Origin of the sequence: Rossellomorea vietnamensis, assembly GCF_025398035.1 — a bacterium.
Classification (GTDB): Bacteria; Bacillota; Bacilli; order Bacillales; family Bacillaceae_B; genus Rossellomorea; species Rossellomorea vietnamensis_B.
The window spans coordinates 457,343-477,729 of the sequence record NZ_CP104558.1; the positions used below are offsets into that span (position 1 = coordinate 457,343).

A 20,387-nucleotide genomic window follows, 5' to 3' on the forward strand; every position below is an offset into this window, starting at 1 on the left:
TAGAGGCTCGAGGTCATAAGGCTAACATGCCAAAAAGGCAAAGGGCGCCTTTCCGGCATGTTAGCCTTATGCTGGTCGCCTCTGTTCAAGCCGCTTCCGCTTTAGGTGTGGGTATTCACCTATTTAGATCCCGCATCATATGTTTAAATAAATGATGTGAAAGGGTGATTTCATGACAGGGAAGATTCGTCATTATTATGCTGGAGGGAATACGGCAAAAGGATTCTACAGTTTATATGATTCAGTACTCGCTGGATTAGAGCGGGTATATATCTTAAAGGGTGGTCCTGGAACAGGGAAATCCTCATTGATGAAAACGATTGGAAAACGGTTTGAAGAAATTGGGTTAAACGTAGACTATTTGCATTGTGCTTCCGATAATCAATCCATCGACGGTGTTCTCCTCCCTGAATTCGGTGTGGGGATTGTAGATGGGACAGCTCCTCATATTATTGAACCAAAAGCACCCGGCGTGATCGAAGAGTATGTGAATTTAGGAGTGGCATGGGACCGTAATGAACTGACCGGGCACAAGGAAGAAATCCTTGCCTTAAATGATCACATTGCCTCACTCTTTCAGAAAGCGTATCATACCTTTGCGTCATCCCTGAGTGCCCATGATGACATTGAAGACATCTACATTGCGAACATGGACTTCGAAAAAGCCAATGAATTGACAAACGAGTTGATTTCACTCTTTTTTGAAGAAGACAGCCTTCCTAAATCCTCCACAGTCAAACATCGGTTCTTGGGTGCCGCTACTCCTGATGGGGCAGTTGACTACATTCAGAATTTAACGGAGGATGTCGGGAAGCGCTACTTTATCAAAGGGCGTGCAGGTTCCGGAAAGTCAACGATGTTAAAGAAAATTGCTTCTGCTGCAGAAGAGAAAGGATTTGACGTAGAAGTTTATCATTGCGGTTTTGACCCGAATAGTCTTGATATGTTGATCATCAGAGAAATAGGGATCGCTATATTTGATAGCACCGCACCACATGAATATTTTCCTGATCGGGAATCAGACGAAATCATCGATATGTATGAAAGATGTATTACCGAGGGGACAGATGAAAAATATGCTGGCGATATCGAACGGACGACAAAAGCCTATAAGGATAAAATGAATGAAGCAATCTCATATTTAAAAGAAGCTAAGAAGCTTCGTGAACAACTCGAATCCATTTATATAGGGGCCATGGACTTTGCAAAGGTTAATATGATTAGAGAAGAAATCTTTCAGGAAATAAGTGAGTTTATAAAGAAGTAGGGTATAGAGGAAAGGGCCATGCGTGGTGATCATTATGTCATCACGCTTTTATTGGGTTGACAAAATACCCATGCAGGTATATTATATGTACATACAGTTATTCATATCAGAGAATTGGGAGGAATCATTATGAAAGAATTAACCGCAAAACAAGTTGAAGAATTAGTAACTGAAGGCAATCAATCTTTAAACATAATAGACGTTCGTGAAGATGAAGAAGTCGCTTCAGGAATGATTCCGGCTGCTAAACATATTCCGTTGGGTTCGATTGAAAGTCGTATGGGTGAGTTAGATAAGACGAAAGAATATATCATGGTATGCCGTTCTGGAGGAAGAAGTGGACAAGCTTCACAATTTCTTGAGAGTCAGGGGTTCAATGTCATTAATATGACCGGTGGAATGATGTCTTGGGAAGGTCCTACGAAATAATCTTCTTTATTGAAACCACAGGGTCACAACAAAAATTAGGAAGAATAAAACCGAAATCTGGAGGAATGGAAAATGAGTAAAAAAGTAGCGATCATCGCAAGTAACGGTGGATTATTTGATGCGTATAAAGTATTTAATATTGCAACTGCGGCGGCAGCCACCGATCAGGAAGTAGCCATTTTCTTTACATTTGAAGGATTAAATCTTATCCATAAAGAAGGTCACAAACAGCTTCCGATGCCCGAAGGAAAAGAACACTTCCAAGAGGGATTTGCCAAGGCCAATGTACCCGGTATTCCCGAGTTAGTGGAAATGGCGCAAGAGATGGGGGTTTCCTTTATTGGTTGCCAAATGACGATGGATGTAATGGGCTTGGATAAAGAAGCATTTGTGGATGGAATCGAAGTGGGTGGAGCAGTCACATTCCTTGAATTCGCAAAGGACGCAGATGTCACATTAACATTCTAATCCATTGAAATAAATCAGTATAAACGATAAAAACCATGCGGAAGCATGGTTTTTATTATGCAAAAGTTTCAACGGAAGGCCATAGTTATATCGAAATAGTATTGGGTAAAACGGTATATTATATCAGTATAATGAATAACGTGTACTGATTTTATGGTAGGATAATAAGGGATGAAAGTTATGAATAAAGGAGTTAAATAGATTACTATGAAATTAGTATCATGGAATGTAAACGGAATTAGAGCCTGTGTGAAAAAAGGGTTTTTAGATTATTTTCACAGCATAGATGCAGATATTTTCTGTCTTCAGGAAACCAAGCTTCAAGAAGGGCAAATCTCCTTGGATTTAAAGGGATACCACCAATATTGGAATTATGCATTACGAAAGGGATATTCAGGCACTGCCGTTTTCACTAAAAAGAAACCTCTGACAGTCTCGTATGGTTTCAATCAGGATCATATGGAACCTGAAGGGAGAATCATTACATGTGAATATGATTCTTTTTACTTGGTGAATGTCTATACGCCTAACTCGAAAAGAGATCTTTCGAGGATCAAGGAACGTCTTGGATGGGAGGATGCCTTGAGAGACTATCTCGCGGATTTGAATCTTCATAAACCGGTCATTCTATGCGGGGACTTAAATGTTGCGCATACGGAAATTGACCTGAAAAATGATAAGTCAAACCGTGGAAATTCAGGTTTCACCGATGAAGAAAGGGGGAAAATGGGTCTGTTGCTAAAGGAAGGCTTCGTCGATAGTTTTCGCTATCTATACCCCGAAAAGGATGACGCTTTCAGTTGGTGGTCTTATATGAGTAAAGTACGTGAACGAAATATCGGCTGGAGGATTGATTACTTTATCGTCTCCGAACAATTATCGCCTTCTATAGAAAAAGCTGAAATTCACTCGGATATTCACGGAAGTGATCATTGTCCTGTATACTTGGAGTTAGAGTAGTACATAAAGGAAATAAGAAAGAATCCATGTGGAGGGAATTGAATGTTACAGAAAAGAATACAGCAGTATATTGATGAAATGAAAGGATCAGACATTCCTGTTCACTTGTTTAAACAAGAGAGAGACTATGTGTTGAATCACGGTTTATTGGATGCTGACGAGGTTGCCGCCCCGGAAGCGGGTTCACGCTTTCAGGATGCATATATCGAGCGTTGTGAGAAAGAAACCGAGGAACTGATCGGGGAAGAATCTTACGACTTTCTGGGTCAGCACATCACTTATTTGAAAAAACATAAAAATGAGTTCGTTTACCTTGAATCCAAATGGTTCGCTTTGATTGGGGTGGATGCCGTTTCCGTGGAAGTGGATGACGTATTTGGTACGTATGACGTGATGTTGGGGTTAAAACTGCAAAAGAAGTATCGGAGTCAGATAGAGAGTTATTTAGACGGGTCTCTTAAAGGTGAATCATCTTATGATCTATTGTTTAATGGAGAAGATGGGCTGTGGGACTTGAACTTCACTTTGAATGACCACGGTGATTTTGATGAGAGCCAAACCATGCTTACGGTTTACGAGCTTATATATGATATTCTATTCAACCTTCTTCAAACTGTGGATGAGTCCTAAAAGAACAATCCCTCTCGAACGAATCCGAGGGGGATTTTATTTTGCCCTTTTTTGTTTGACAGGCTCGTAATCGAACAACTTTCCTTCATAGACCAGGTGGAATTGGGGGTGCTTTCTGAAATCTTCCGGAGTGATCAGCGCAGGCAGCTTTGCCCACAGTTTGATACCGGAACGTTGAAGAATCTCTGCTACGAACTGGGAACAAAAGTAGGAGTTGCTGAATTCGACAGGCTCATTCATGGATACACCGAACACCCCAAGAATATTATAGAGGAATTTTTTGCGGCTCCTTTTAAAGACGTTTAATACCCGCTTCATTTTTTCAATATCCCTATCCGTTACCTCCAATTGATAAATTACGCAAGTGGTATGTGGATATTTGCTGTATGTTCCATGAAAGATATCTTCTCTGACAAACCCGCCATTTATGGGGTTGTTAGGATGTTTCCGGCCAAAGCTGTATAACTCGGTCAGTTCACGGTCGAAGGAAATGGACGCATGATTGTATGGGGCTTTCGTGTACTTTTTGATGGACTTTGTAAACAGGGTTCCTGTATCCGTCAGTAAAATAAAAATATATTTACTCTCCATAGCTCATTCCCTCTTTTAAAGTAGTAGAATTTCCCATATGCTTAATTATACAATAAATCCACCGTTTGAATATGGTCATTTGAGGAGGGGGATGAAAATGGATTCGGCCATTTGGACTTTATTTATTATTTTTACAGGATTGGTCATAGTCAACGTCTTGTTTTTACAAATCAAAAGAAATCAAAGGGGAAAAGACTTCTCCGGGATATCTCTAAGAGTGAAAACATGGTGGGGAATGTTCGTGGTATTTTGTTTGGCGACTTTATTTAACCCTGTTATATCCATGTTTTCGTTAATGGTTCTATGTTTCTTTTCCCTCAAAGAGTATTTCTCCATGATGAAGACACGGAAAGCCGACAGGCGGATATTCCTATGGGCCTATGTATCAATCCCGATTCAGTTTTACTGGATCTATATAGGATGGTATGGCATGTTCATAGTGTTTATTCCCGTATACGTATTTCTACTTCTTCCCCTTCCCCGGCTTTTAGGAAAAGGGACACTCGGATTCCTGCGCTCCGTGAGCTCAACCCAATGGGGGATTATGCTGATGGTGTTTGGTTTAAGCCACCTCGCATATTACCAGATTGCGAGCCCTGAATATGGGGCTAATCTTGTCCTTTTCCTGGTCGTGCTAACCCAGGTGAGCGATATCGTTCAATTTGTTGTCTCCATGTATATCGGAAAGAGGAAGGTGGTTCCGACTTCAAATCCGTACATTACATGGGAAGGGTTTCTATCGGCGATGTTGGTTACAACCGGAGTGTCATATTTCTTGTATCCTTTTTTGACCCCCCTTGACATTCGATTTGGCATTCTGTCTGGGCTCATCATCAGCATCAGCGGTTTTGTTGGAAGTTTGACAATATCCGTATTGAAGCGCGACCTTCTCATCGGCAATCAAGAAAGAGTAGCTGCGCTAAAAGAAAGCTACCTCAACCGTGTCGACAGCCTCGCTTATACATCGCCCATCTTCTTTCACATCATTCGTTATTACTTTGATTTTATGTGAAGAAATAACAGAGGGACGGACCTTTAACAAGGTCCGTCCCTCTATGTGAATTTAACGTTTTTCTTTCGTACGTTTGCTGATTTCTTCCGTCACGACATGAGCCAGGTCATCGTTCCCGAATAGGGATAGGACACCTAGTATAGTGGTGTCTGGAATTTCTTCGGACTCTTCTTTTGAAACGGTCAAGTCGATTCCTTGCTGCAGGGCGGGATTATCTCCCTGTTGGGGATAGGCCCTTTGATAAAGTTCAGCGGGATCGAGGTCGTGATTCACACACCATTGTGCAAACACAAGGATCATCATATGTTCGTCCTTCTGATAATTCTGGATGATTTTTTCCTGCATTTCTTTAGAGTTCACTTCAAATCTCTCCTTAAACAGTAGATCTACCATTATTATAGCGGAGTTTGGGAAGGAAGCCTATTTATATCCTTTAGTGGATAGATAGGGAATACATTTTTAAATGGGGGACGGAACGTGTATAATAGGAGGATAAGCAGAAACTTGTTTGATAGTGAAAGGAAGATAGATAAATGAATATTACCAATCATCATGTGGAAGAACTTAAAGACCCAACAGGGATTTTAAGCGGGGATCGTTATGAAGTGATGCTGGATGTTGAAGTACCCGAAGACGATGAACTGTATTCGGAACAGGGTATTTATATAAAAGCCATCTTTGTCCGGGACGAAAATGGAGCAAGGCTCGTACAATCTGCGATCATTGAAAGAAACACGGAGTCCTTCCTGGACTTTGAATTGGAAGAAGACGAAGAGAGGCTCCTTCTTGCTTACTGCGAAGAACATATTGCGTAAAGTGTATCGAAAGCATCATCCCCTTCATTTCTGAAGAAAGGGGATGGTGCTTTTTGTTATTGGGTAAAGCCTTGGTGACCAGAAAGGTCCAATTAGAACCCATTCTTGCATTTTTGACTGATAATTCGGAGATTTCAGAGTTGGCATGAAATTTGCATGTTACCTTTATGAAAGAATGATTGGAAGGGAGAATGGTTGATGATTGGTTATTGGGGGAAAGTGAAGAAAGGAATCGTTGTATTGACTGTTTTGGCTGTGATCGGCAGTGTGGCTACTACTGGAATCATGGCCAAAAAGAATGAAAAGAACATTAAAGGGAACCTTGTGATTGTTGGAGGGGCACTAGGTAGCAGTAACTCGGATGTGTATGAAAAGTTCATTGAATTATCCGGAGGAAAGAAGGAAGCTAAAATAGGGATCATTCCATCCGCTTCCGGTTCTATGAAATCTTCCGTTCAATTCAAAGAAGATTTGATCTCATATGGAGTGGATGAAAAATCCATTGAAATCCTTCCTTTTTCTTCTCATGATTTCAAAGGGACAGAAGAGGATGAAAGTAAATGGAAGAAAAACGCTGAAAATCATCACATCACCAAAAGGATAAAAAAACTCACAGGTATTTGGTTTGTCGGTGGTGACCAGCTGAAAATCACCGATACTTTAATGAAAGAGAATGGGGAAAGGACAAGAGCACTGGAAGAAATATGGGGGATTTACCGGAAAGGTGCCGTACTTGGCGGGACAAGCGCCGGAGCCGCCATCATGAGTGACGTGATGATAACGGGTGGAGACAGCTTAGGAGGCCTCCGTCAGGAATTTACAACAGAGGACGTATCTAATCCGGAAGAGGAATATGCACCAGTTTATATTGAGAAGGGACTGGGATTCTTTCAATGGGGCATTGTCGATCAACATTTCAATGAACGATCACGCCTTGGCAGGTTAGCCGCCACGGCCTTACGTTACAAAACGGCTGATGAATTAGCCTATGGAATCGATGAGGATACGGCGATGGTTGTGAACAATCAGGAAGGGACTATTTCCGTATTGGGTAGAACCAATGTGACCATTGTAGATGTTTCAGGCTCCACTACAACCGGAGACGGGATTCGTGATCTTGATATCAGTTATCTCTCCCCGGGTGATGAGCTACAGGTGAAAACGAAAGAGTTCACCATGGCTGAAGATAAGCTTGAAACAAAGGGCTATGAATATTACAATTTTAAACCTCTGCAGGCTACCGGGGTGTTGTCGTCTTATGGGACATTGCCGCACTATCTTTCATATTCGTTGGTAGACAATGAAGCGGTAGAGGAAGTATCCAGCTATCTATATGATAGTAAAGGAAATGGTTTTGAGCTTACATTCAAACAAACGGATGAAACGAATGGCTACTGGGGTTATCAGGATGGTCAAAAGGATTCCTACTCCATCCTTCATGTGAAAATGGATGTATCTCCTGTGAAAGTCAATTTTAGTGAGAAAGATCGTCTGAAACAAGACTTTAAGAAATCTACGCTCGACGTTCCCGAGAGTTCTTTTGATCCTGAAACAAAAGGAAGCTTGGTGATCGTCGGTGGGGCTTTGGGCAGCAGCAATGAAGAGGTTTATAACGAATTCATTAAGCGTGCCGGTGAAAATGGGAAAATCGGGGTCGTCCCGGCAGCAAGCTCCAGTTTGAAGTCTTCACATGCTTTTAAAGAGGATTTGACCTCATATGGCATGTCGGCGGAAAACATCGATATCCTTCCTATATCCAATCATGACTTTAAAGGGACGGAAGAAAATGAAGAAGACTGGATAGACAATAAGAATGACCCTGATCTTGCAAAACGCATCCTGGAGTATGATGGAATCTGGTTTGTGGGAGGCGATCAAACGAATATCACACAATCTTTATTGAACGAAGACGGAACGAATTCGCAGGTGCTCAGCAGTATGTGGAGAATTTACCGAAATGGAGCGGTCCTTGGTGGTACAAGTGCAGGAGCCGCCATCATGAGTGATGTCATGATAGCAGGCGGTGGAAGCTACGACACACTATCAAAGGGGTTTACGGAAAACTATGATGGCATGTCCCAGCAAGAAGGCGGCCCCGGATACCTTGAGAAGGGGCTTGGATTCTTCCCGTATGGCATCGTTGACCAGCACTTTGATAAAAAAGCACGATTGGGCCGGCTGATTGCAACGACAGCAGTCTATGGAAAAGAAAATGAGTTATCTTATGGAATCGATGAGGACACTGCGTTGATCTTGGATAACGCATCCAAGACGGTTGAAGTAAAAGGAAGAGGCGGTGTATCACTAGTGGATTTAAGTCAGTCAGATCTGTCACCATCCACTCATACGTATAAAGATATCCGTTTATCGTGGATCACATCAGGTGATCAATACAATGTTGAATCGAAAGAATTTTCAATCAGCGACCACAAAGTGTCGACAAAAGACTATGAATACTATGAATATAGCGCGGGTCCACATACGGGAGTATTAACTCCACACCCGGGACTTGCAAACTACTTAAGCTACAGCCTCCTTGATAATGTTGGTCAGGATGAAGTGAAAAGTTTTAGCTTTTCTCAGGGTGAAGGATTTCAGCTTACCTTCAGTAAAGGAAATCAGACAGAAGGTTTCTGGGGGTACCGGGACGGGAACAAGGACGATTATTCATTCCTCGAGGTTGAGATGGATATTGATCCGGTATCAGTCACGATTGAAGACAACTAACATGGAAAAAGCAGCCTGGGCGAAATTTGCCCGGGCTGTTTCGTTATTCTATGATTAATATGACATTTGAACTGTATTTATATCATATAGCATCTGATATACTTGTGATAACAAAGTGCTAGCAGTTGATATCATATTGATAGAGTGGGAGGGCGAACCTTGTCAGATCAAGGAAGAATGCAACTTAATGTAAGGGTAGATAAAGAAACGTACGAGAAATTGGATGAAATTGTAGAATACTATCAGCAGAACACAAAAATTGGCAGGGTCTATAAAGGTGACGTCTTAACAGACATCATTCACAAATCCTATGAGATCATGGAGAAGCAAAAAAGAATTCAAAACCGAAAATACTAGTATTCAGACACCCCTGAAGACCAATTAATACTCAAAGGCAACATGTGAAAATCAGGTTCATATATGTCATAATATAGGAAACATATTCAAAACATTGAAAACAAAAGAGGTATTCAGCGTGCAAATGCCGAAAAAATTAATCAATATTCAAAGAGGTTCGGGTATTTCCCCCTACATATGGAGTATTATCAGCATTCTGCCATTTTACTTTATCTTTCAATCTTCTTCTACGATTGAAATTGCGGTGGGGATTTTCTTGACCATTACATTTTTTATTTCTTTACGCTTTGCTTTTATCTCGAAAGATTGGCCGGTTTATTTATGGACATCGATATTGATTGCGATTTCCATCACCATGACCATCCAGTTTAATTTTATTTATTTCGCCTTTTACATTGCTTACTACAACGGGAATATAAAGAACCGGGTTGCATTTTTGACCCTTTACATCATTCATCTGGTCCTGACGACGGCATCGATCAATTATAATTTCGTGCTGCAGGACGAATTATTCCTTTCCCAGTTTCCCTTCATCCTGATTATCTGGATCAGCGTCATCCTGCTTCCGTTCAATATTTATAATCGGAATAAACAGGTTCAGCTGGAAGACCAACTGGAAGATGCTAATAAGCGGATATCGGACCTTGTCAAACAGGAAGAGCGTCAGAGAATTGCCAGGGATCTGCACGATACACTTGGTCAAAAGCTTTCATTGATCGGACTGAAAAGTGACCTTGCGAGAAAATTGGTATACAAGAACCCGGAGCAGGCAAGAAGTGAATTACAGGACGTCCAGCAAACGGCAAGAACCGCATTAAGTGAGGTCAGGACGATGGTCTCCCAGATGAGGGGGATTCGATTGAAAGATGAAATCGTCAGGATCAAGCAGCTGTTGAAGGCTGCTGAAATTGAATTCCGGATGACTGATGACACCACCCTTCCTCAGACATCACTCTTTTTAGAAAACATCTTAAGCATGTGCTTGAAAGAGGCTGTGACCAATGTAGTAAAACACAGCAAGGCTTCCACTTGTGAATTGATCATCGAGGAATCGGATAAAGAGATGACCATTGTGGTGAAGGATGATGGTGTGGGGATCGGGAGTGACTATACTCAGTCCAAAGGCAGTGGTCTGATCGGGATGAGAGAGCGGTTGGAATTTGTCAACGGAAGCCTAGACATCGTTTCGGTGGATGGTACCACCTTGATCATGCGGGTTCCGAAAGTAATCAAGCAGACAGACAGGGAGGGAATGGAATGATTCGAATTGTGATTGCGGAAGATCAGCGGATGCTGTTGGGTGCATTAGGGTCTCTATTGAGCCTTGAAGATGATATGGAAGTGGTAGGAAAAGCAGGCAATGGAGAAGAAGCCATTTCCCTCGTTCATGAACTGAAGCCGGATATTTGTATCATGGATATTGAAATGCCTGAAAAGACGGGACTTGAAGCGGCAGAGGAATTAAAAGGGGAAGATTGTAAGGTGATCATCCTTACCACCTTTGCCAGATCAGGCTACTTTCAGCGGGCATTAAAGGGTGGCGTGAAAGGGTATTTGTTGAAGGACAGTCCGAGTGAGGAGCTCGCGAACTCTATCCGGCTTGTGATGGATGGTAAGCGTATCTATGCACCGGAGCTGATGGATGATGTCTACAGCGAAGAAAATCCACTCACAGACCGTGAAAAAGAAGTCCTCGAGCTCGTTGCCGATGGAAAGAACACTAAGGAAATCGCCGATGAACTAAAGCTTAAAACAGGTACGGTCAGGAACTATATCTCCACCATACTCGACAAGCTGGAAGTGAAAAACCGAATCGAAGCCATCACACAATCCAAAGAAAAAGGATGGTTTAAATAAATAGAGGGACGGACCTTTTTGAAGGTCCGTCCCTCTATTTTATAATTTTGCATGATATTGAATTTTTATTCGGATATGATCGGGATGTAGAAACGAACTGACGAAATTTTTAATAAAAAAATATATCATAACATAAACCTGCTCCACCTTTTGCTGTCATTGAGTTCGACAGCCATATGGAATCCGATTAAGAATGATGATATTGTTTTTTTTATGTTGACAACTCAATAAATCATGATACGATAGCATCGAAAACAAAATTTCATAAGACGATCCACTAGGGGTGCCTTCGAAAAGGCTGAGATTAAAGTGTGACTTTAAGACCCTTTGAACCTGATCTGGTTGAGACCAGCGTAGGGAAGTGGTGTTTGAAGGTCACATAGAATATATTTCTATCATTCTGATCTCAAGCCACTTTCTGTATGCTGTATGCATAATGGAAAGTGGCTTTTTTGTTGCCCATTTCGGGTCGTCTGGAATAGGAGCAGAAAATCATGACATTTTCAACAGTGTTACGAAACGAAGTCAACGACATTTGGGACACAAGCTTCGATCATCCTTTCGTCAAAGGGATCGGGGATGGGACTCTCCCCATCGAGAAGTTCAAGTACTACCTCTTGCAAGATGCCTATTACCTTTCACATTTCTCGAAGGTGCAGGCGCTTGGTGCTGCAAAAGCATTGGACTTACATACCACATCACGAATGGCATCCCACGCGGTAGGAACCAATGAAGCAGAGCTTTCTCTTCATGAAAATTTCTCTAAACGATTAGGGATCACGGATGAAGAAAAAAAGAATTTCAAACCGGCTCCTACAGCGTACGCTTATACGTCCCATATGTATCGTTCCGCAAGATATGGGGGCTTAGCTGATATCCTGGCGGCGATCCTCCCATGTTACTGGCTCTATTATGAGATCGGGGAACGCTTGAAATCATGCACGCCGGAACAACCGGTGTATCAGGAATGGATTAAGGCATACGGCGGGGAATGGTTTAAAGAGTTAGTGGAGGAACAAATCAATAGGCTTGATGAATTGGCAGGAACAATGACCTTACACGATAAAGAAAGAATGAAAGAAAATTTCATTATGAGCAGCATCTATGAATGGCAGTTTTGGGAGATGGCTTACACCTTGGAAAAATGGCCGTTTCAGAATCCACTGGATGCAGGAAAAGAAATGAGCGAACAACATGTCTAAATTAAAACTGACCGATATTTTAGTGACGGTGGTCATTTCCATCATGTTCGGGGTCATTTATAAGCTGTGGGGTCCATTTTATAACCTGTTGAAGCCGATCGGGTTGCATGCAGATCAACTCATCTATGGGATGTGGTTCATGGCGGCCACAGTGGCATTCTTGATCATCCGAAAACCCGGTGTCGCCCTTTTAGCCGAAATCGCAGCTTCTTCAGGAGAGTTTCTCATGGGCTCTGAATGGGGGCTCGAGGTCCTTTTATTCGGAGTCATTCAAGGGTTAATGGCAGAATCGGTTTTCTTCCTGACGAAATACAGACGCTATGATCTTTCGATTATCTGTTTTGCTGCGTTCGGTTCTGCATGGGGATCCATCTTCATGGATTACATGAAAGGGTATATGGGAGATCTAGTCCTTTGGAATCTGTCATTGTTTATCTTTGCAAGATTACTGGGATCGATTGTCATTGCAGGTGCAGGATCATTTTATTTGGTCAGGGCCCTCGAGAAAACCGGAGTCACAAGTCTGGTCAGACGTGCAAGTGAGGATGATTACGATGTATTGAACCAGTAATGGGGGTGATGCTTATGCATGTCGAAAACCTTGGACTTACCTATCCCGGAACAGGGAAACGGATGTTTAATGAAGTCAGTCTTTCTATCAATGAAGGGGAGAAAGTATTGCTATTGGGTCCAACAGGATGCGGGAAGTCAACACTTTTACATGTTTTATCCGGAGTGATCCCCCGCTCCGTCGATGTTCCCATGAGAGCTGCAAAATTGGAGGTATCTGATTCTTATGGCTATGTATTCCAAGATCCGGATTCGCAATTTTGTATGCCATTTGTGGATGAAGAATTAGCCTTTGTGCTGGAGAATTTACGGATTTCCCGTGAAGAGATGAAAGAGGAAATACAAAGGCTGCTATCGGAGGTGGGACTGGAACTTGAGGATCCCCATACGAAAATCTCAACATTATCAGGAGGCATGAAGCAGAAATTGGCCATTGCTTCTGCGCTTGCCCTGAGACCCGATACCTTGTTCCTGGACGAACCGACTTCATTATTGGATGAGGAAAGTACAAAGTCTGTCTGGAAGACAATCAAAGAAATCGGTTTAGATAAAACCCTGGTGATCGTTGAGCATAAACTTGATCACGTTCTGGACATGATCGATCGAATCATTCTTTTCGATGTCGATGGAACCATCAGGGCTGATGGAGCGAAAGAGTGGATCTTGAACAAATACAAATTTACGTTGAAAAACTTGGGTGTGTGGTACCCGGGCGCATGGGAGGAATATCTGTCATCCCGCCAGATGAGGGAGAGTCCCTCATTCGGACCTGTGATTGCAAGAATGGAGGACTTTAAAGGCTATATTCAAAAGAAAGAGAAGATTCACCTGTCCTATGCCGTGATCCGCAAAGGGGAATGGATTGCTGTTACAGGAAGGAATGGTGCAGGGAAATCAACGTTACTGCACAGCTTAATGAAATTCAACCGTACTAGCGGGACGTACGAATTAAACGGAGTACAGATGAAAGGGAAAAAGATTTCACAAGAATGTGCCTTCGTTTTTCAAAATCCTGAATTACAGTTTGTCACCCATTCCGTTTTTGACGAAGTGGCCTATGGTTACCGGCTAAAGGATTTGAGCGAAGAGAGCATAGAGAGAAAGGTTTATGAGCTACTCCAGCGATTCAACCTTCATTCATTTAAGGAGCAACATCCTTATTCGTTATCCGTGGGTCAAAAACGCAGACTGAGTGTTGCAGCTTCCATCGTTCCCGGTAAGGAGATTCTGTTATTGGATGAACCGACCTTCGGACAGGACGCTCACAATACATTTGAATTGCTCGAAATGCTTCTTGAGTTACAGAGTGAAGGAGTCACCATCTTGATGGTGACTCATGATATCAGAATCACCCAACACTATGCAACCAGGATATGGACCGTTGAAGAAGGAAGAGTAGTTAAAGATGCGGATGTAGAAGCAGCGAGGAGTGAAGCCTTATGAATATGGAAATCACTCATAAACACACCTGGCTTCATCGCATCAACCCGAGTATCAAGTTGCTCATGATAATCACACTTTTTCTGTTTTTACTATTCATTCATTACCTGAACTGGCTCGTGTATTTGACCTTGTTCGCTTTCCTCTTATTGTGGTCATTCTCTGGATATTCAAAGAGGGTAGTGACGCTGATGGCCATGCCATTTTTCCTTGTCTTTCTCTCTACGGCATCTTCGATGATCATGTTTGGGAAAGGGGAGACGACGTGGTTTGCCTGGGGGATGATCCATGTGACAGAGGAAAGTTTTTATAGGGGGGGTCACATTGGTTTAAGGGCATTCCTATTCGCTGTTTTAGGTTTATTGTTTGCTCTGACGACGAGACCTGTCCTCCTGTTTTATTCACTTATGCAACAATTGGGCCTTAAGCCGAAGTACGCTTATAGTTTTATGGCCGGTATAAGGCTGATCCCCATCATGATTGAAGAATTCACTACCATTCGGAATGCACTGAAAGTCAGGGGCACCCGTGAACGAACGGGCTATTCGAAACTTTTCCATACCATACAGTCTTATTCCATCCCCTTGCTGGCACAAAGTATCAGGAGGGCTCACAGAATTGCAGTTGCCATGGATACGAAAGGCTTTGAGGGTGATGGGGAGAGAACCTATTTCTACAAAGTCGGATTATCGAAATTTGATGGCTATTTTATGGGGAGCATCATACTCATGGTTTCCATAAGTTACATTCTTTCTATTTATCTACCACTATTTCCGACGGGAGATGTTCGCTATGGAAATTGAAAACAGAAGACGGCTACATGTCATTTCCACTGGTCAGCAATCAAGGGAAGTATTGGTGGAAATATCGAAAACCATTCACCCCTATATCGATATGCTTCATATCCGTGAAAAAACCTGGACAGCTGCGGAGTTGATTGAAACCGTTGATGAATTAACAGCTGCTGGTATTCCGTTAAGGAAGCTGTGCATCAATGATCGTGCAGACATCGCTTGGATGAAACATGTGAGAGGAGTCCAGCTTTCGCATCATAGTGCTCCTGTTGCTCTTGTGAAGGAACGTTTTCCAACTTTGAAGGTCGGTTCATCGGTGCACAGCATGCAAGAAGCACTTTGGGCATGTGACGAAGGAGCCGATTTTCTCCTATATGGGAATATCTATGAAACAACGTCGAAACCAGGGAAGCAAGGCACAGGGATTGTCAATTTGGAAGACATCGTATTGAACATTCCCCTTCCCATCATCGCCATCGGGGGGATTACACCCGGACGGGTTGAGGACATTTTGAGAACCGGGGCTAAAGGTATCGCGGTATTATCGGGGATCTTTCTTTCAGAAGACCCTCTTGAAGCAGTACGGGCTTATTATATGGCGATCCATAAGGAGGTGAAACAGCTTGGCGAAACCATATGATGTGGTGATCGTAGGGGGAGGTGTGATCGGCTGCTCGATTCTGTATCAGCTTTCCAAAAGAGGAAAAAAAGGATTGCTGATTGAGAAGGAACAATTGGCATCCAGAGCCTCAAAAGCTGCAGCGGGGATGCTAGGGGTCCATACGGAGCTCAATGGGGGAAGCCCCCTCTATCGCCTGGCGCAGAAAAGCCGGAATATGTACCCTGCCCTTGCACAGGAATTAAAAGAACTAACCGGTATGGATATAGAGTATATGGAAAATGGAATGATCAAACTGGCAAGGACAGAGAAAGAGGCACAGACGTTAGTAAGTGTTGCTTCCAAAATGGATCAGGATGAAGGGGTTGAATGGCTATCCTCTCCAAAACTATCAACCTTCGAACCTTATCTCTCTAAGCAGGCAACCGGCGGTTTATTCATTCCGCGTGACGGGAACGTGTCGGCCGCAAAGCTGACAAAAGCACTGGGCCACGCGTCAGTCAGACTAGGGGCTGATATCAAGGAGTATACGGAAGTCCATGACTTTATTGTTGAAGGAAGCAGGATAGTGGGAGTACAAACATCGATCGGCCCCTATCATGCATCTGAAATCATCGTTGCAGGCGGTGCGTGGAGTCAATCACTACTGGAGAGAGTCGGCTTGACACTTCACTCTTTTCCAGTTAAAGGTGAATGCTTTTCGGTGAAATACTCCAGGAAATTGGTGGAGAGGACCATTTTCACCGAGGGCTGCTACATTGTCCCAAAGGTGGGTGGCCGATTTTTAATAGGAGCAACAGAACATGCGCACACCTTTGATGAAACCATTTCCGTTAGTGGAATGATGAGTTTAATGCAGAAAGCTACAGACATTTTACCAGACCTGATCCATGCTGATTGGGAAAGAGCCTGGTCAGGGATACGGCCTCAAACAAAAGGAGGACTGCCTGTCATCGGAAGAAGCGAAAGCTTTGAAGGGCTTTCCATTGCAACGGGCCACTACCGGAATGGCATCCTCCTTGCTCCCATAACGGGAGTCATGATGGCAGACCTGATGGAAGGCAAAGAGAATCCATTACTACATTCACACATGGGGAGTTGAGAAAGTGGAATTAAGGATTAATGGACAGCTGGTGACCGTGCCAGACACAGTCACGACGATAGACGATCTCATACACCATTATAAATTGAAGAATCGTACAATCATGGTCGAAAAAAATCACATTATATTACGGGCATACGAGCATGAAAAGGCAACAGTTGAAAATGGAGATACCATTGAATTGGTCCAATTTGTAGGAGGCGGTTGATATGTTAAAAATCGGAAATTATACATTTCATTCAAGATTATTGTTAGGGACAGGAAAGTATCCTGCTTTTGATATCCAGAAGGAAGCTGTGGAGGTTTCTGGAACAGAGATTCTTACGTTCACGGTAAGGAGGATGAATATATTCGAGCCCAGTCAACCCAACTTCTTGGAAAAACTCGATTTGGAGAGCTATTCATTATTACCGAACACGGCTGGCGCAAAAACTGCTAGTGAAGCGGTGCGGCATGCACAGTTAGCCAGGGCATCAGGACTTTGTGACATGATCAAGGTGGAAGTAATCGGATGTGATAAAACACTATTGCCTGACCCGGTTGAAACACTGAAGGCAACGGAAGAACTGCTTAAAGAAGGATTTACGGTCCTCCCATATACTTCCGATGATGTGGTTCTTGCCAGAAAATTGGAAGAGTTGGGCGCTCATGCCATTATGCCCGGTGCATCCCCGATCGGATCTGGGCAGGGAATAGTAAACCCGGTAAACCTCCGTTTCATTATTGAACAGGCAAGCGTACCGGTCATCGTGGATGCTGGAATCGGTTCTCCTGCTGATGCCGCCTATGCTATGGAACTTGGTGCAGATGCTGTGTTGTTGAACACGGCAGTATCACAAGCAAAAGATCCGGTCAAGATGGCCAATGCCATGAGGCTTGCAATCGAGGGTGGCCGTTTTGGATATGAAGCCGGAAGAATCCCCCGGAAGCGCTATGCATCAGCTAGCAGTCCGATGGAGGGGATGAGTGTTTGAATGAGGAGAGATATTCAAGACAAATTTTATTTTCACCCATTGGAAGTGAAGGTCAGGAAAGAATAAGGGATAAACATGTACTGGTCATTGGAGCAGGAGCTTTGGGCACGGGGAACGCAGAAGTCCTCGTTCGTGCCGGCATCGGAAAGCTGACGATCGTGGACCGTGATTACGTCGAATGGAGCAATCTGCAGCGACAGCAGCTCTACAATGAAGAAGATGCAAAAAGTCGACTACCGAAGGCGATCGCTGCCAAAAAGAGACTGGGGGAAATTAATTCAACAGTTGATATCGAAGCACATATTCTCGATGTCATGCCTGAAGAGTTAGTGAACTTGGCCATGGGTGCAGACCTGATCATCGATGCTACAGATAACTTTGAAACGAGGATGATCATAAATGATGTATCTCAAAAATATTCCATTCCCTGGATCTATGGAGCATGCGTGGGGAGCTATGGCATTTCATTCAGCATTCTCCCCGGTGTCACACCTTGCCTTCACTGTTTAATCGATGAAGTTCCGATAGGGGGCTTGACCTGTGATACAGCAGGAATCATCAGTCCTGCCGTCTCACAGGTGGTCGCCCATCAAACAACAGAGGCACTAAAAATGTTGGTGGAAGATTATGAATCTCTCAGCCATAGGCTCGTCTCTTTCGATTTATGGAAAAATGAACATACGTCTCTTGATGTAAGGAAGTTGAAAAAAGAAGAGTGTCCCTCGTGTGGTGTTCATCGAATGTACCCAAGTCTTCGATATGAGAATCAAACGAAAACGGCCGTCCTATGTGGACGGGATTCCGTGCAAATCCGGCCAGCGTCAAGGCACTCTGTTAATCTCTTGGACATTTCAAAAACACTTGAGAACCAGGGCAAGCAAGTGGAAAGGAATCCTTATTTGATCAGGTTCAAGGTCGATTCCCTCCAAATAGTTTTATTTTATGACGGACGGGCGCTTATCCATGGAACGAAAGAAATGAAGGAAGCAAAATCAATTTATCATCGTTATTTTGGTTGAAAGAGGAGTGTGACAGATGGTATATAAAGCATTGACGATTGCAGGGTCGGATAGCGGTGGCGGCGCCGGGATTCAGGCGGATTTAAAAACGTTTCAAGAGTGTCATGTTTATGGGATGTCTGCCGTAACAGCCGTGACAGCTCAAAATACAAAAGGGGTGCAGGGTGTATTTCCATCGTCGGCATCAGAAGTCTTGGAACAATTGACTTCCATTAATGAAGATTTGCCACCCGAAGCCGTAAAAACCGGAATGTTGGTGAATGATGAGATCATTGCTTCTGTTGCGGATTTCGCAAGCTCCTCCGGATGGGAGAAGCTTATAGTGGATCCTGTGATGATTGCGAAAGGGGGAGCTTCTTTATTAGGAGAAAAATCCATTGAAGCGTTGATCAATCGTCTGATCCCGGTTGCTTACGTCATCACACCCAATATCCCTGAAGCAGAAGCTTTAACGGGAAGAGAGATACGGGATGTTGGTGATTGCCGGAAAGCTGCTGAGGACCTATACGGGATGGGGGCCAAACATGTGATCATTAAAGGCGGTCACCAATCACAATCTCAATCATCTTATGCGACTGACATTCTTTATGACGGGAAAGAATTCTTTGAGTTTACAAGTCCAAGAATTTCTACACCCCATACGCATGGAACGGGCTGTACGTTCTCTGCGGTCATCACGGCAGAATTGGCAAAAGGGAACCCCGTCTTTGATTCAGTCCATACTGCCAAGGGATTTATTACAGCTGCCATCTCACATTCTCTCGGCATCGGGAATGGACATGGGCCAACGAATCATTGGGCCTATCATGAAGGAGTCAATCTATGAATCTTAGAGACTCCTTAAAGCTATATTTCGTGATGGGCAGTCAAAATTGTGAAAGATCTCCTGTCGATGTATTGGAAGAAGCACTCTCGGGCGGGGTTACCATGTTTCAATTTCGGGAAAAGGGGAATCGCTGTCTGGAGGGAAAGCCCATGATGGAACTGGCTCTTGAACTCCAGCATGTATGTCAAAAGTACAGGGTTCCCTTTATTATCAATGATGATGTGGAGCTGGCTTTGAAAATGGGTGCAGATGGTGTACATATAGGACAGGAGGACGAATCAATCGGAGCGGTCCGAAAGAAGTTGGGTGATAAAATACTTGGGATTTCCGCTCATAATGTGAGGGAAGCACAACTCGCTTTAGAATCGGGAGCGGATTATCTGGGTGTGGGTCCCATGTTTCAAACTACAACTAAGAATGATTGCAGACCCGTCCAAGGACCAAAGGTGATTGAATCAATGAGAAAAATGGGGATCCGCCTCCCCGTGGTCGGAATTGGAGGCATCCATTCGGGAAATGTCCATAAAGTAATGGAAGCAGGCTCCGATGGTGTGGCTGTCATCTCGGCGATTTCAAAACATCCTGAGCGTACTCATACTCTCTTTCAAGGGGTTCAGGATAGTTTGTTAAAATCTTTCTGAAAATCACCGGACAAAAACAACATATCCTGCCCTCCTCTATCATACGATACAGTAGACCCCGGTCTAACTTGTATCACCATCATCGAT

Annotated in this window: 24 protein-coding genes and 1 riboswitch; of the genes, 22 read left to right on the forward strand and 2 right to left on the reverse strand. The window is 43.4% G+C overall.

The window, feature by feature from the left end:
• Positions 1 to 172 precede the first annotated feature (172 nt).
• The 5 genes from N5C46_RS02460 (at position 173) to N5C46_RS02480 (ending at position 3,754) form a co-directional block, all read left to right on the forward strand.
• Positions 173 to 1,267 (forward strand): PRK06851 family protein, encoded by a 1,095-nt coding sequence (locus tag N5C46_RS02460; protein ID WP_261750774.1) that lies wholly within the window; start codon positions 173 to 175, stop codon positions 1,265 to 1,267.
• 129 nt (positions 1,268 to 1,396) lie between these two features.
• Positions 1,397 to 1,696, forward strand: a complete 300-nt coding sequence (locus tag N5C46_RS02465) for a rhodanese-like domain-containing protein (RefSeq protein WP_224519903.1) — start codon at positions 1,397 to 1,399, stop codon at positions 1,694 to 1,696.
• Between the two features lie 72 nt (positions 1,697 to 1,768).
• Positions 1,769 to 2,164, forward strand: a complete 396-nt coding sequence (locus N5C46_RS02470; RefSeq protein WP_224519904.1) for a DsrE/DsrF/DrsH-like family protein — start codon at positions 1,769 to 1,771, stop codon at positions 2,162 to 2,164.
• A gap of 207 nt (positions 2,165 to 2,371) precedes the next feature.
• On the forward strand, positions 2,372 to 3,124 hold the full coding sequence (locus N5C46_RS02475; RefSeq protein ID WP_261750775.1) for an exodeoxyribonuclease III: 753 nt from the start codon (positions 2,372 to 2,374) through the stop codon (positions 3,122 to 3,124).
• Between the two features lie 42 nt (positions 3,125 to 3,166).
• Positions 3,167 to 3,754, forward strand: a complete 588-nt coding sequence (locus N5C46_RS02480) for a branched-chain amino acid aminotransferase (RefSeq protein ID WP_261750776.1) — start codon at positions 3,167 to 3,169, stop codon at positions 3,752 to 3,754.
• A gap of 36 nt (positions 3,755 to 3,790) precedes the next feature.
• Here N5C46_RS02480 and N5C46_RS02485 read toward each other — a convergent pair whose 3' ends face one another.
• The gene (locus tag N5C46_RS02485; RefSeq protein ID WP_261750777.1) at positions 3,791 to 4,345 is read right to left on the reverse strand and encodes a hypothetical protein; all 555 of its coding nucleotides are present in this window, start codon (positions 4,343 to 4,345) and stop codon (positions 3,791 to 3,793) included.
• Positions 4,346 to 4,442: 97 nt separating this feature from the next.
• Here N5C46_RS02485 and N5C46_RS02490 point away from each other — a divergent pair, with 97 nt between their 5' ends.
• Positions 4,443 to 5,357 carry a phosphatidate cytidylyltransferase gene (locus N5C46_RS02490; protein ID WP_261750778.1) on the forward strand — a complete coding sequence of 305 codons (915 nt, stop codon included), beginning with the start codon at positions 4,443 to 4,445 and terminating at the stop codon, positions 5,355 to 5,357.
• Positions 5,358 to 5,408: 51 nt separating this feature from the next.
• On the opposite strand, the gene N5C46_RS02495 is transcribed toward N5C46_RS02490, so the two are convergent.
• Positions 5,409 to 5,717: a protein YxiS gene (locus N5C46_RS02495; protein WP_094075183.1), complete on the reverse strand. Its 309-nt coding sequence runs from the start codon at positions 5,715 to 5,717 to the stop codon at positions 5,409 to 5,411.
• A gap of 173 nt (positions 5,718 to 5,890) precedes the next feature.
• Between N5C46_RS02495 and N5C46_RS02500 the strand changes: the two genes are divergently transcribed.
• The 16 genes from N5C46_RS02500 (at position 5,891) to thiE (ending at position 20,300) form a co-directional block, all read left to right on the forward strand.
• A complete protein-coding gene (locus N5C46_RS02500) occupies positions 5,891 to 6,172 on the forward strand; it encodes a DUF6509 family protein (protein WP_034759138.1) in 282 nt (93 codons plus the stop codon).
• Between the two features lie 198 nt (positions 6,173 to 6,370).
• A complete protein-coding gene (locus N5C46_RS02505; protein WP_261750779.1) occupies positions 6,371 to 8,899 on the forward strand; it encodes a cyanophycinase in 2,529 nt (842 codons plus the stop codon).
• Positions 8,900 to 9,058: 159 nt separating this feature from the next.
• Entirely contained in the window at positions 9,059 to 9,256 is a 198-nt protein-coding gene (locus N5C46_RS02510) for a hypothetical protein (protein ID WP_261750780.1), read from the forward strand.
• A 124-nt stretch (positions 9,257 to 9,380) separates the two neighbouring features.
• Positions 9,381 to 10,517, forward strand: a complete 1,137-nt coding sequence (locus tag N5C46_RS02515; RefSeq protein WP_034760685.1) for a sensor histidine kinase — start codon at positions 9,381 to 9,383, stop codon at positions 10,515 to 10,517.
• A complete protein-coding gene (locus tag N5C46_RS02520) occupies positions 10,514 to 11,113 on the forward strand; it encodes a response regulator transcription factor (RefSeq protein WP_098354525.1) in 600 nt (199 codons plus the stop codon). The genes N5C46_RS02515 and N5C46_RS02520 overlap by 4 nt, the downstream gene beginning before the upstream one ends.
• 269 nt (positions 11,114 to 11,382) lie before the next feature.
• A riboswitch (TPP riboswitch) is annotated at positions 11,383 to 11,490 on the forward strand.
• A 117-nt stretch (positions 11,491 to 11,607) separates the two neighbouring features.
• On the forward strand, positions 11,608 to 12,315 hold the full coding sequence (gene tenA / locus N5C46_RS02525) for a thiaminase II (protein ID WP_261750781.1): 708 nt from the start codon (positions 11,608 to 11,610) through the stop codon (positions 12,313 to 12,315).
• A complete protein-coding gene (locus N5C46_RS02530; protein WP_034759152.1) occupies positions 12,308 to 12,886 on the forward strand; it encodes an ECF transporter S component in 579 nt (192 codons plus the stop codon). The genes tenA and N5C46_RS02530 overlap by 8 nt, the downstream gene beginning before the upstream one ends.
• Positions 12,887 to 12,900: 14 nt before the next feature.
• The gene (locus N5C46_RS02535; protein ID WP_261750782.1) at positions 12,901 to 14,328 is read left to right on the forward strand and encodes an ABC transporter ATP-binding protein; all 1,428 of its coding nucleotides are present in this window, start codon (positions 12,901 to 12,903) and stop codon (positions 14,326 to 14,328) included.
• On the forward strand, positions 14,325 to 15,128 hold the full coding sequence (locus N5C46_RS02540; RefSeq protein WP_261750783.1) for an energy-coupling factor transporter transmembrane component T family protein: 804 nt from the start codon (positions 14,325 to 14,327) through the stop codon (positions 15,126 to 15,128). Before N5C46_RS02535 ends, N5C46_RS02540 begins: the two co-directional genes overlap by 4 nt.
• Entirely contained in the window at positions 15,118 to 15,759 is a 642-nt protein-coding gene (locus N5C46_RS02545) for a thiamine phosphate synthase (RefSeq protein WP_261750784.1), read from the forward strand. Before N5C46_RS02540 ends, N5C46_RS02545 begins: the two co-directional genes overlap by 11 nt.
• Positions 15,743 to 16,840, forward strand: coding sequence for a glycine oxidase ThiO (gene thiO, locus N5C46_RS02550; protein ID WP_261750785.1), 1,098 nt, complete (start codon positions 15,743 to 15,745; stop codon positions 16,838 to 16,840). Before N5C46_RS02545 ends, thiO begins: the two co-directional genes overlap by 17 nt.
• 4 nt (positions 16,841 to 16,844) lie before the next feature.
• Entirely contained in the window at positions 16,845 to 17,048 is a 204-nt protein-coding gene (gene thiS, locus N5C46_RS02555; RefSeq protein ID WP_254651580.1) for a sulfur carrier protein ThiS, read from the forward strand.
• 1 nt (position 17,049) lies between these two features.
• Entirely contained in the window at positions 17,050 to 17,814 is a 765-nt protein-coding gene (locus N5C46_RS02560) for a thiazole synthase (RefSeq protein ID WP_261750786.1), read from the forward strand.
• Positions 17,811 to 18,833 carry a thiazole biosynthesis adenylyltransferase ThiF gene (locus N5C46_RS02565; protein ID WP_261750787.1) on the forward strand — a complete coding sequence of 341 codons (1,023 nt, stop codon included), beginning with the start codon at positions 17,811 to 17,813 and terminating at the stop codon, positions 18,831 to 18,833. Before N5C46_RS02560 ends, N5C46_RS02565 begins: the two co-directional genes overlap by 4 nt.
• Positions 18,834 to 18,849: 16 nt before the next feature.
• A complete protein-coding gene (gene thiD, locus N5C46_RS02570) occupies positions 18,850 to 19,659 on the forward strand; it encodes a bifunctional hydroxymethylpyrimidine kinase/phosphomethylpyrimidine kinase (protein ID WP_261750788.1) in 810 nt (269 codons plus the stop codon).
• A complete protein-coding gene (gene thiE / locus N5C46_RS02575; RefSeq protein ID WP_261750789.1) occupies positions 19,656 to 20,300 on the forward strand; it encodes a thiamine phosphate synthase in 645 nt (214 codons plus the stop codon). The genes thiD and thiE overlap by 4 nt, the downstream gene beginning before the upstream one ends.
• The last annotated feature ends 87 nt before the right edge of the window (positions 20,301 to 20,387 follow it).

Coding starts and splice junctions, on each gene's coding strand:
- N5C46_RS02460 (WP_261750774.1), top strand. CDS start 173: ATGACAGGGAAGATTCGTCATTATTATGCTGGAGGGAATACGGCAAAA.
- N5C46_RS02465 (WP_224519903.1), top strand. CDS start 1,397: ATGAAAGAATTAACCGCAAAACAAGTTGAAGAATTAGTAACTGAAGGC.
- N5C46_RS02470 (WP_224519904.1), top strand. CDS start 1,769: ATGAGTAAAAAAGTAGCGATCATCGCAAGTAACGGTGGATTATTTGAT.
- N5C46_RS02475 (WP_261750775.1), top strand. CDS start 2,372: ATGAAATTAGTATCATGGAATGTAAACGGAATTAGAGCCTGTGTGAAA.
- N5C46_RS02480 (WP_261750776.1), top strand. CDS start 3,167: ATGTTACAGAAAAGAATACAGCAGTATATTGATGAAATGAAAGGATCA.
- N5C46_RS02485 (WP_261750777.1), bottom strand. CDS start 4,345: ATGGAGAGTAAATATATTTTTATTTTACTGACGGATACAGGAACCCTG.
- N5C46_RS02490 (WP_261750778.1), top strand. CDS start 4,443: ATGGATTCGGCCATTTGGACTTTATTTATTATTTTTACAGGATTGGTC.
- N5C46_RS02500 (WP_034759138.1), top strand. CDS start 5,891: ATGAATATTACCAATCATCATGTGGAAGAACTTAAAGACCCAACAGGG.
- N5C46_RS02505 (WP_261750779.1), top strand. CDS start 6,371: ATGATTGGTTATTGGGGGAAAGTGAAGAAAGGAATCGTTGTATTGACT.
- N5C46_RS02515 (WP_034760685.1), top strand. CDS start 9,381: ATGCCGAAAAAATTAATCAATATTCAAAGAGGTTCGGGTATTTCCCCC.
- N5C46_RS02520 (WP_098354525.1), top strand. CDS start 10,514: ATGATTCGAATTGTGATTGCGGAAGATCAGCGGATGCTGTTGGGTGCA.
- tenA (WP_261750781.1), top strand. CDS start 11,608: ATGACATTTTCAACAGTGTTACGAAACGAAGTCAACGACATTTGGGAC.
- N5C46_RS02530 (WP_034759152.1), top strand. CDS start 12,308: ATGTCTAAATTAAAACTGACCGATATTTTAGTGACGGTGGTCATTTCC.
- N5C46_RS02535 (WP_261750782.1), top strand. CDS start 12,901: ATGCATGTCGAAAACCTTGGACTTACCTATCCCGGAACAGGGAAACGG.
- N5C46_RS02540 (WP_261750783.1), top strand. CDS start 14,325: ATGAATATGGAAATCACTCATAAACACACCTGGCTTCATCGCATCAAC.
- N5C46_RS02545 (WP_261750784.1), top strand. CDS start 15,118: ATGGAAATTGAAAACAGAAGACGGCTACATGTCATTTCCACTGGTCAG.
- N5C46_RS02560 (WP_261750786.1), top strand. CDS start 17,050: ATGTTAAAAATCGGAAATTATACATTTCATTCAAGATTATTGTTAGGG.
- thiD (WP_261750788.1), top strand. CDS start 18,850: ATGGTATATAAAGCATTGACGATTGCAGGGTCGGATAGCGGTGGCGGC.
- thiE (WP_261750789.1), top strand. CDS start 19,656: ATGAATCTTAGAGACTCCTTAAAGCTATATTTCGTGATGGGCAGTCAA.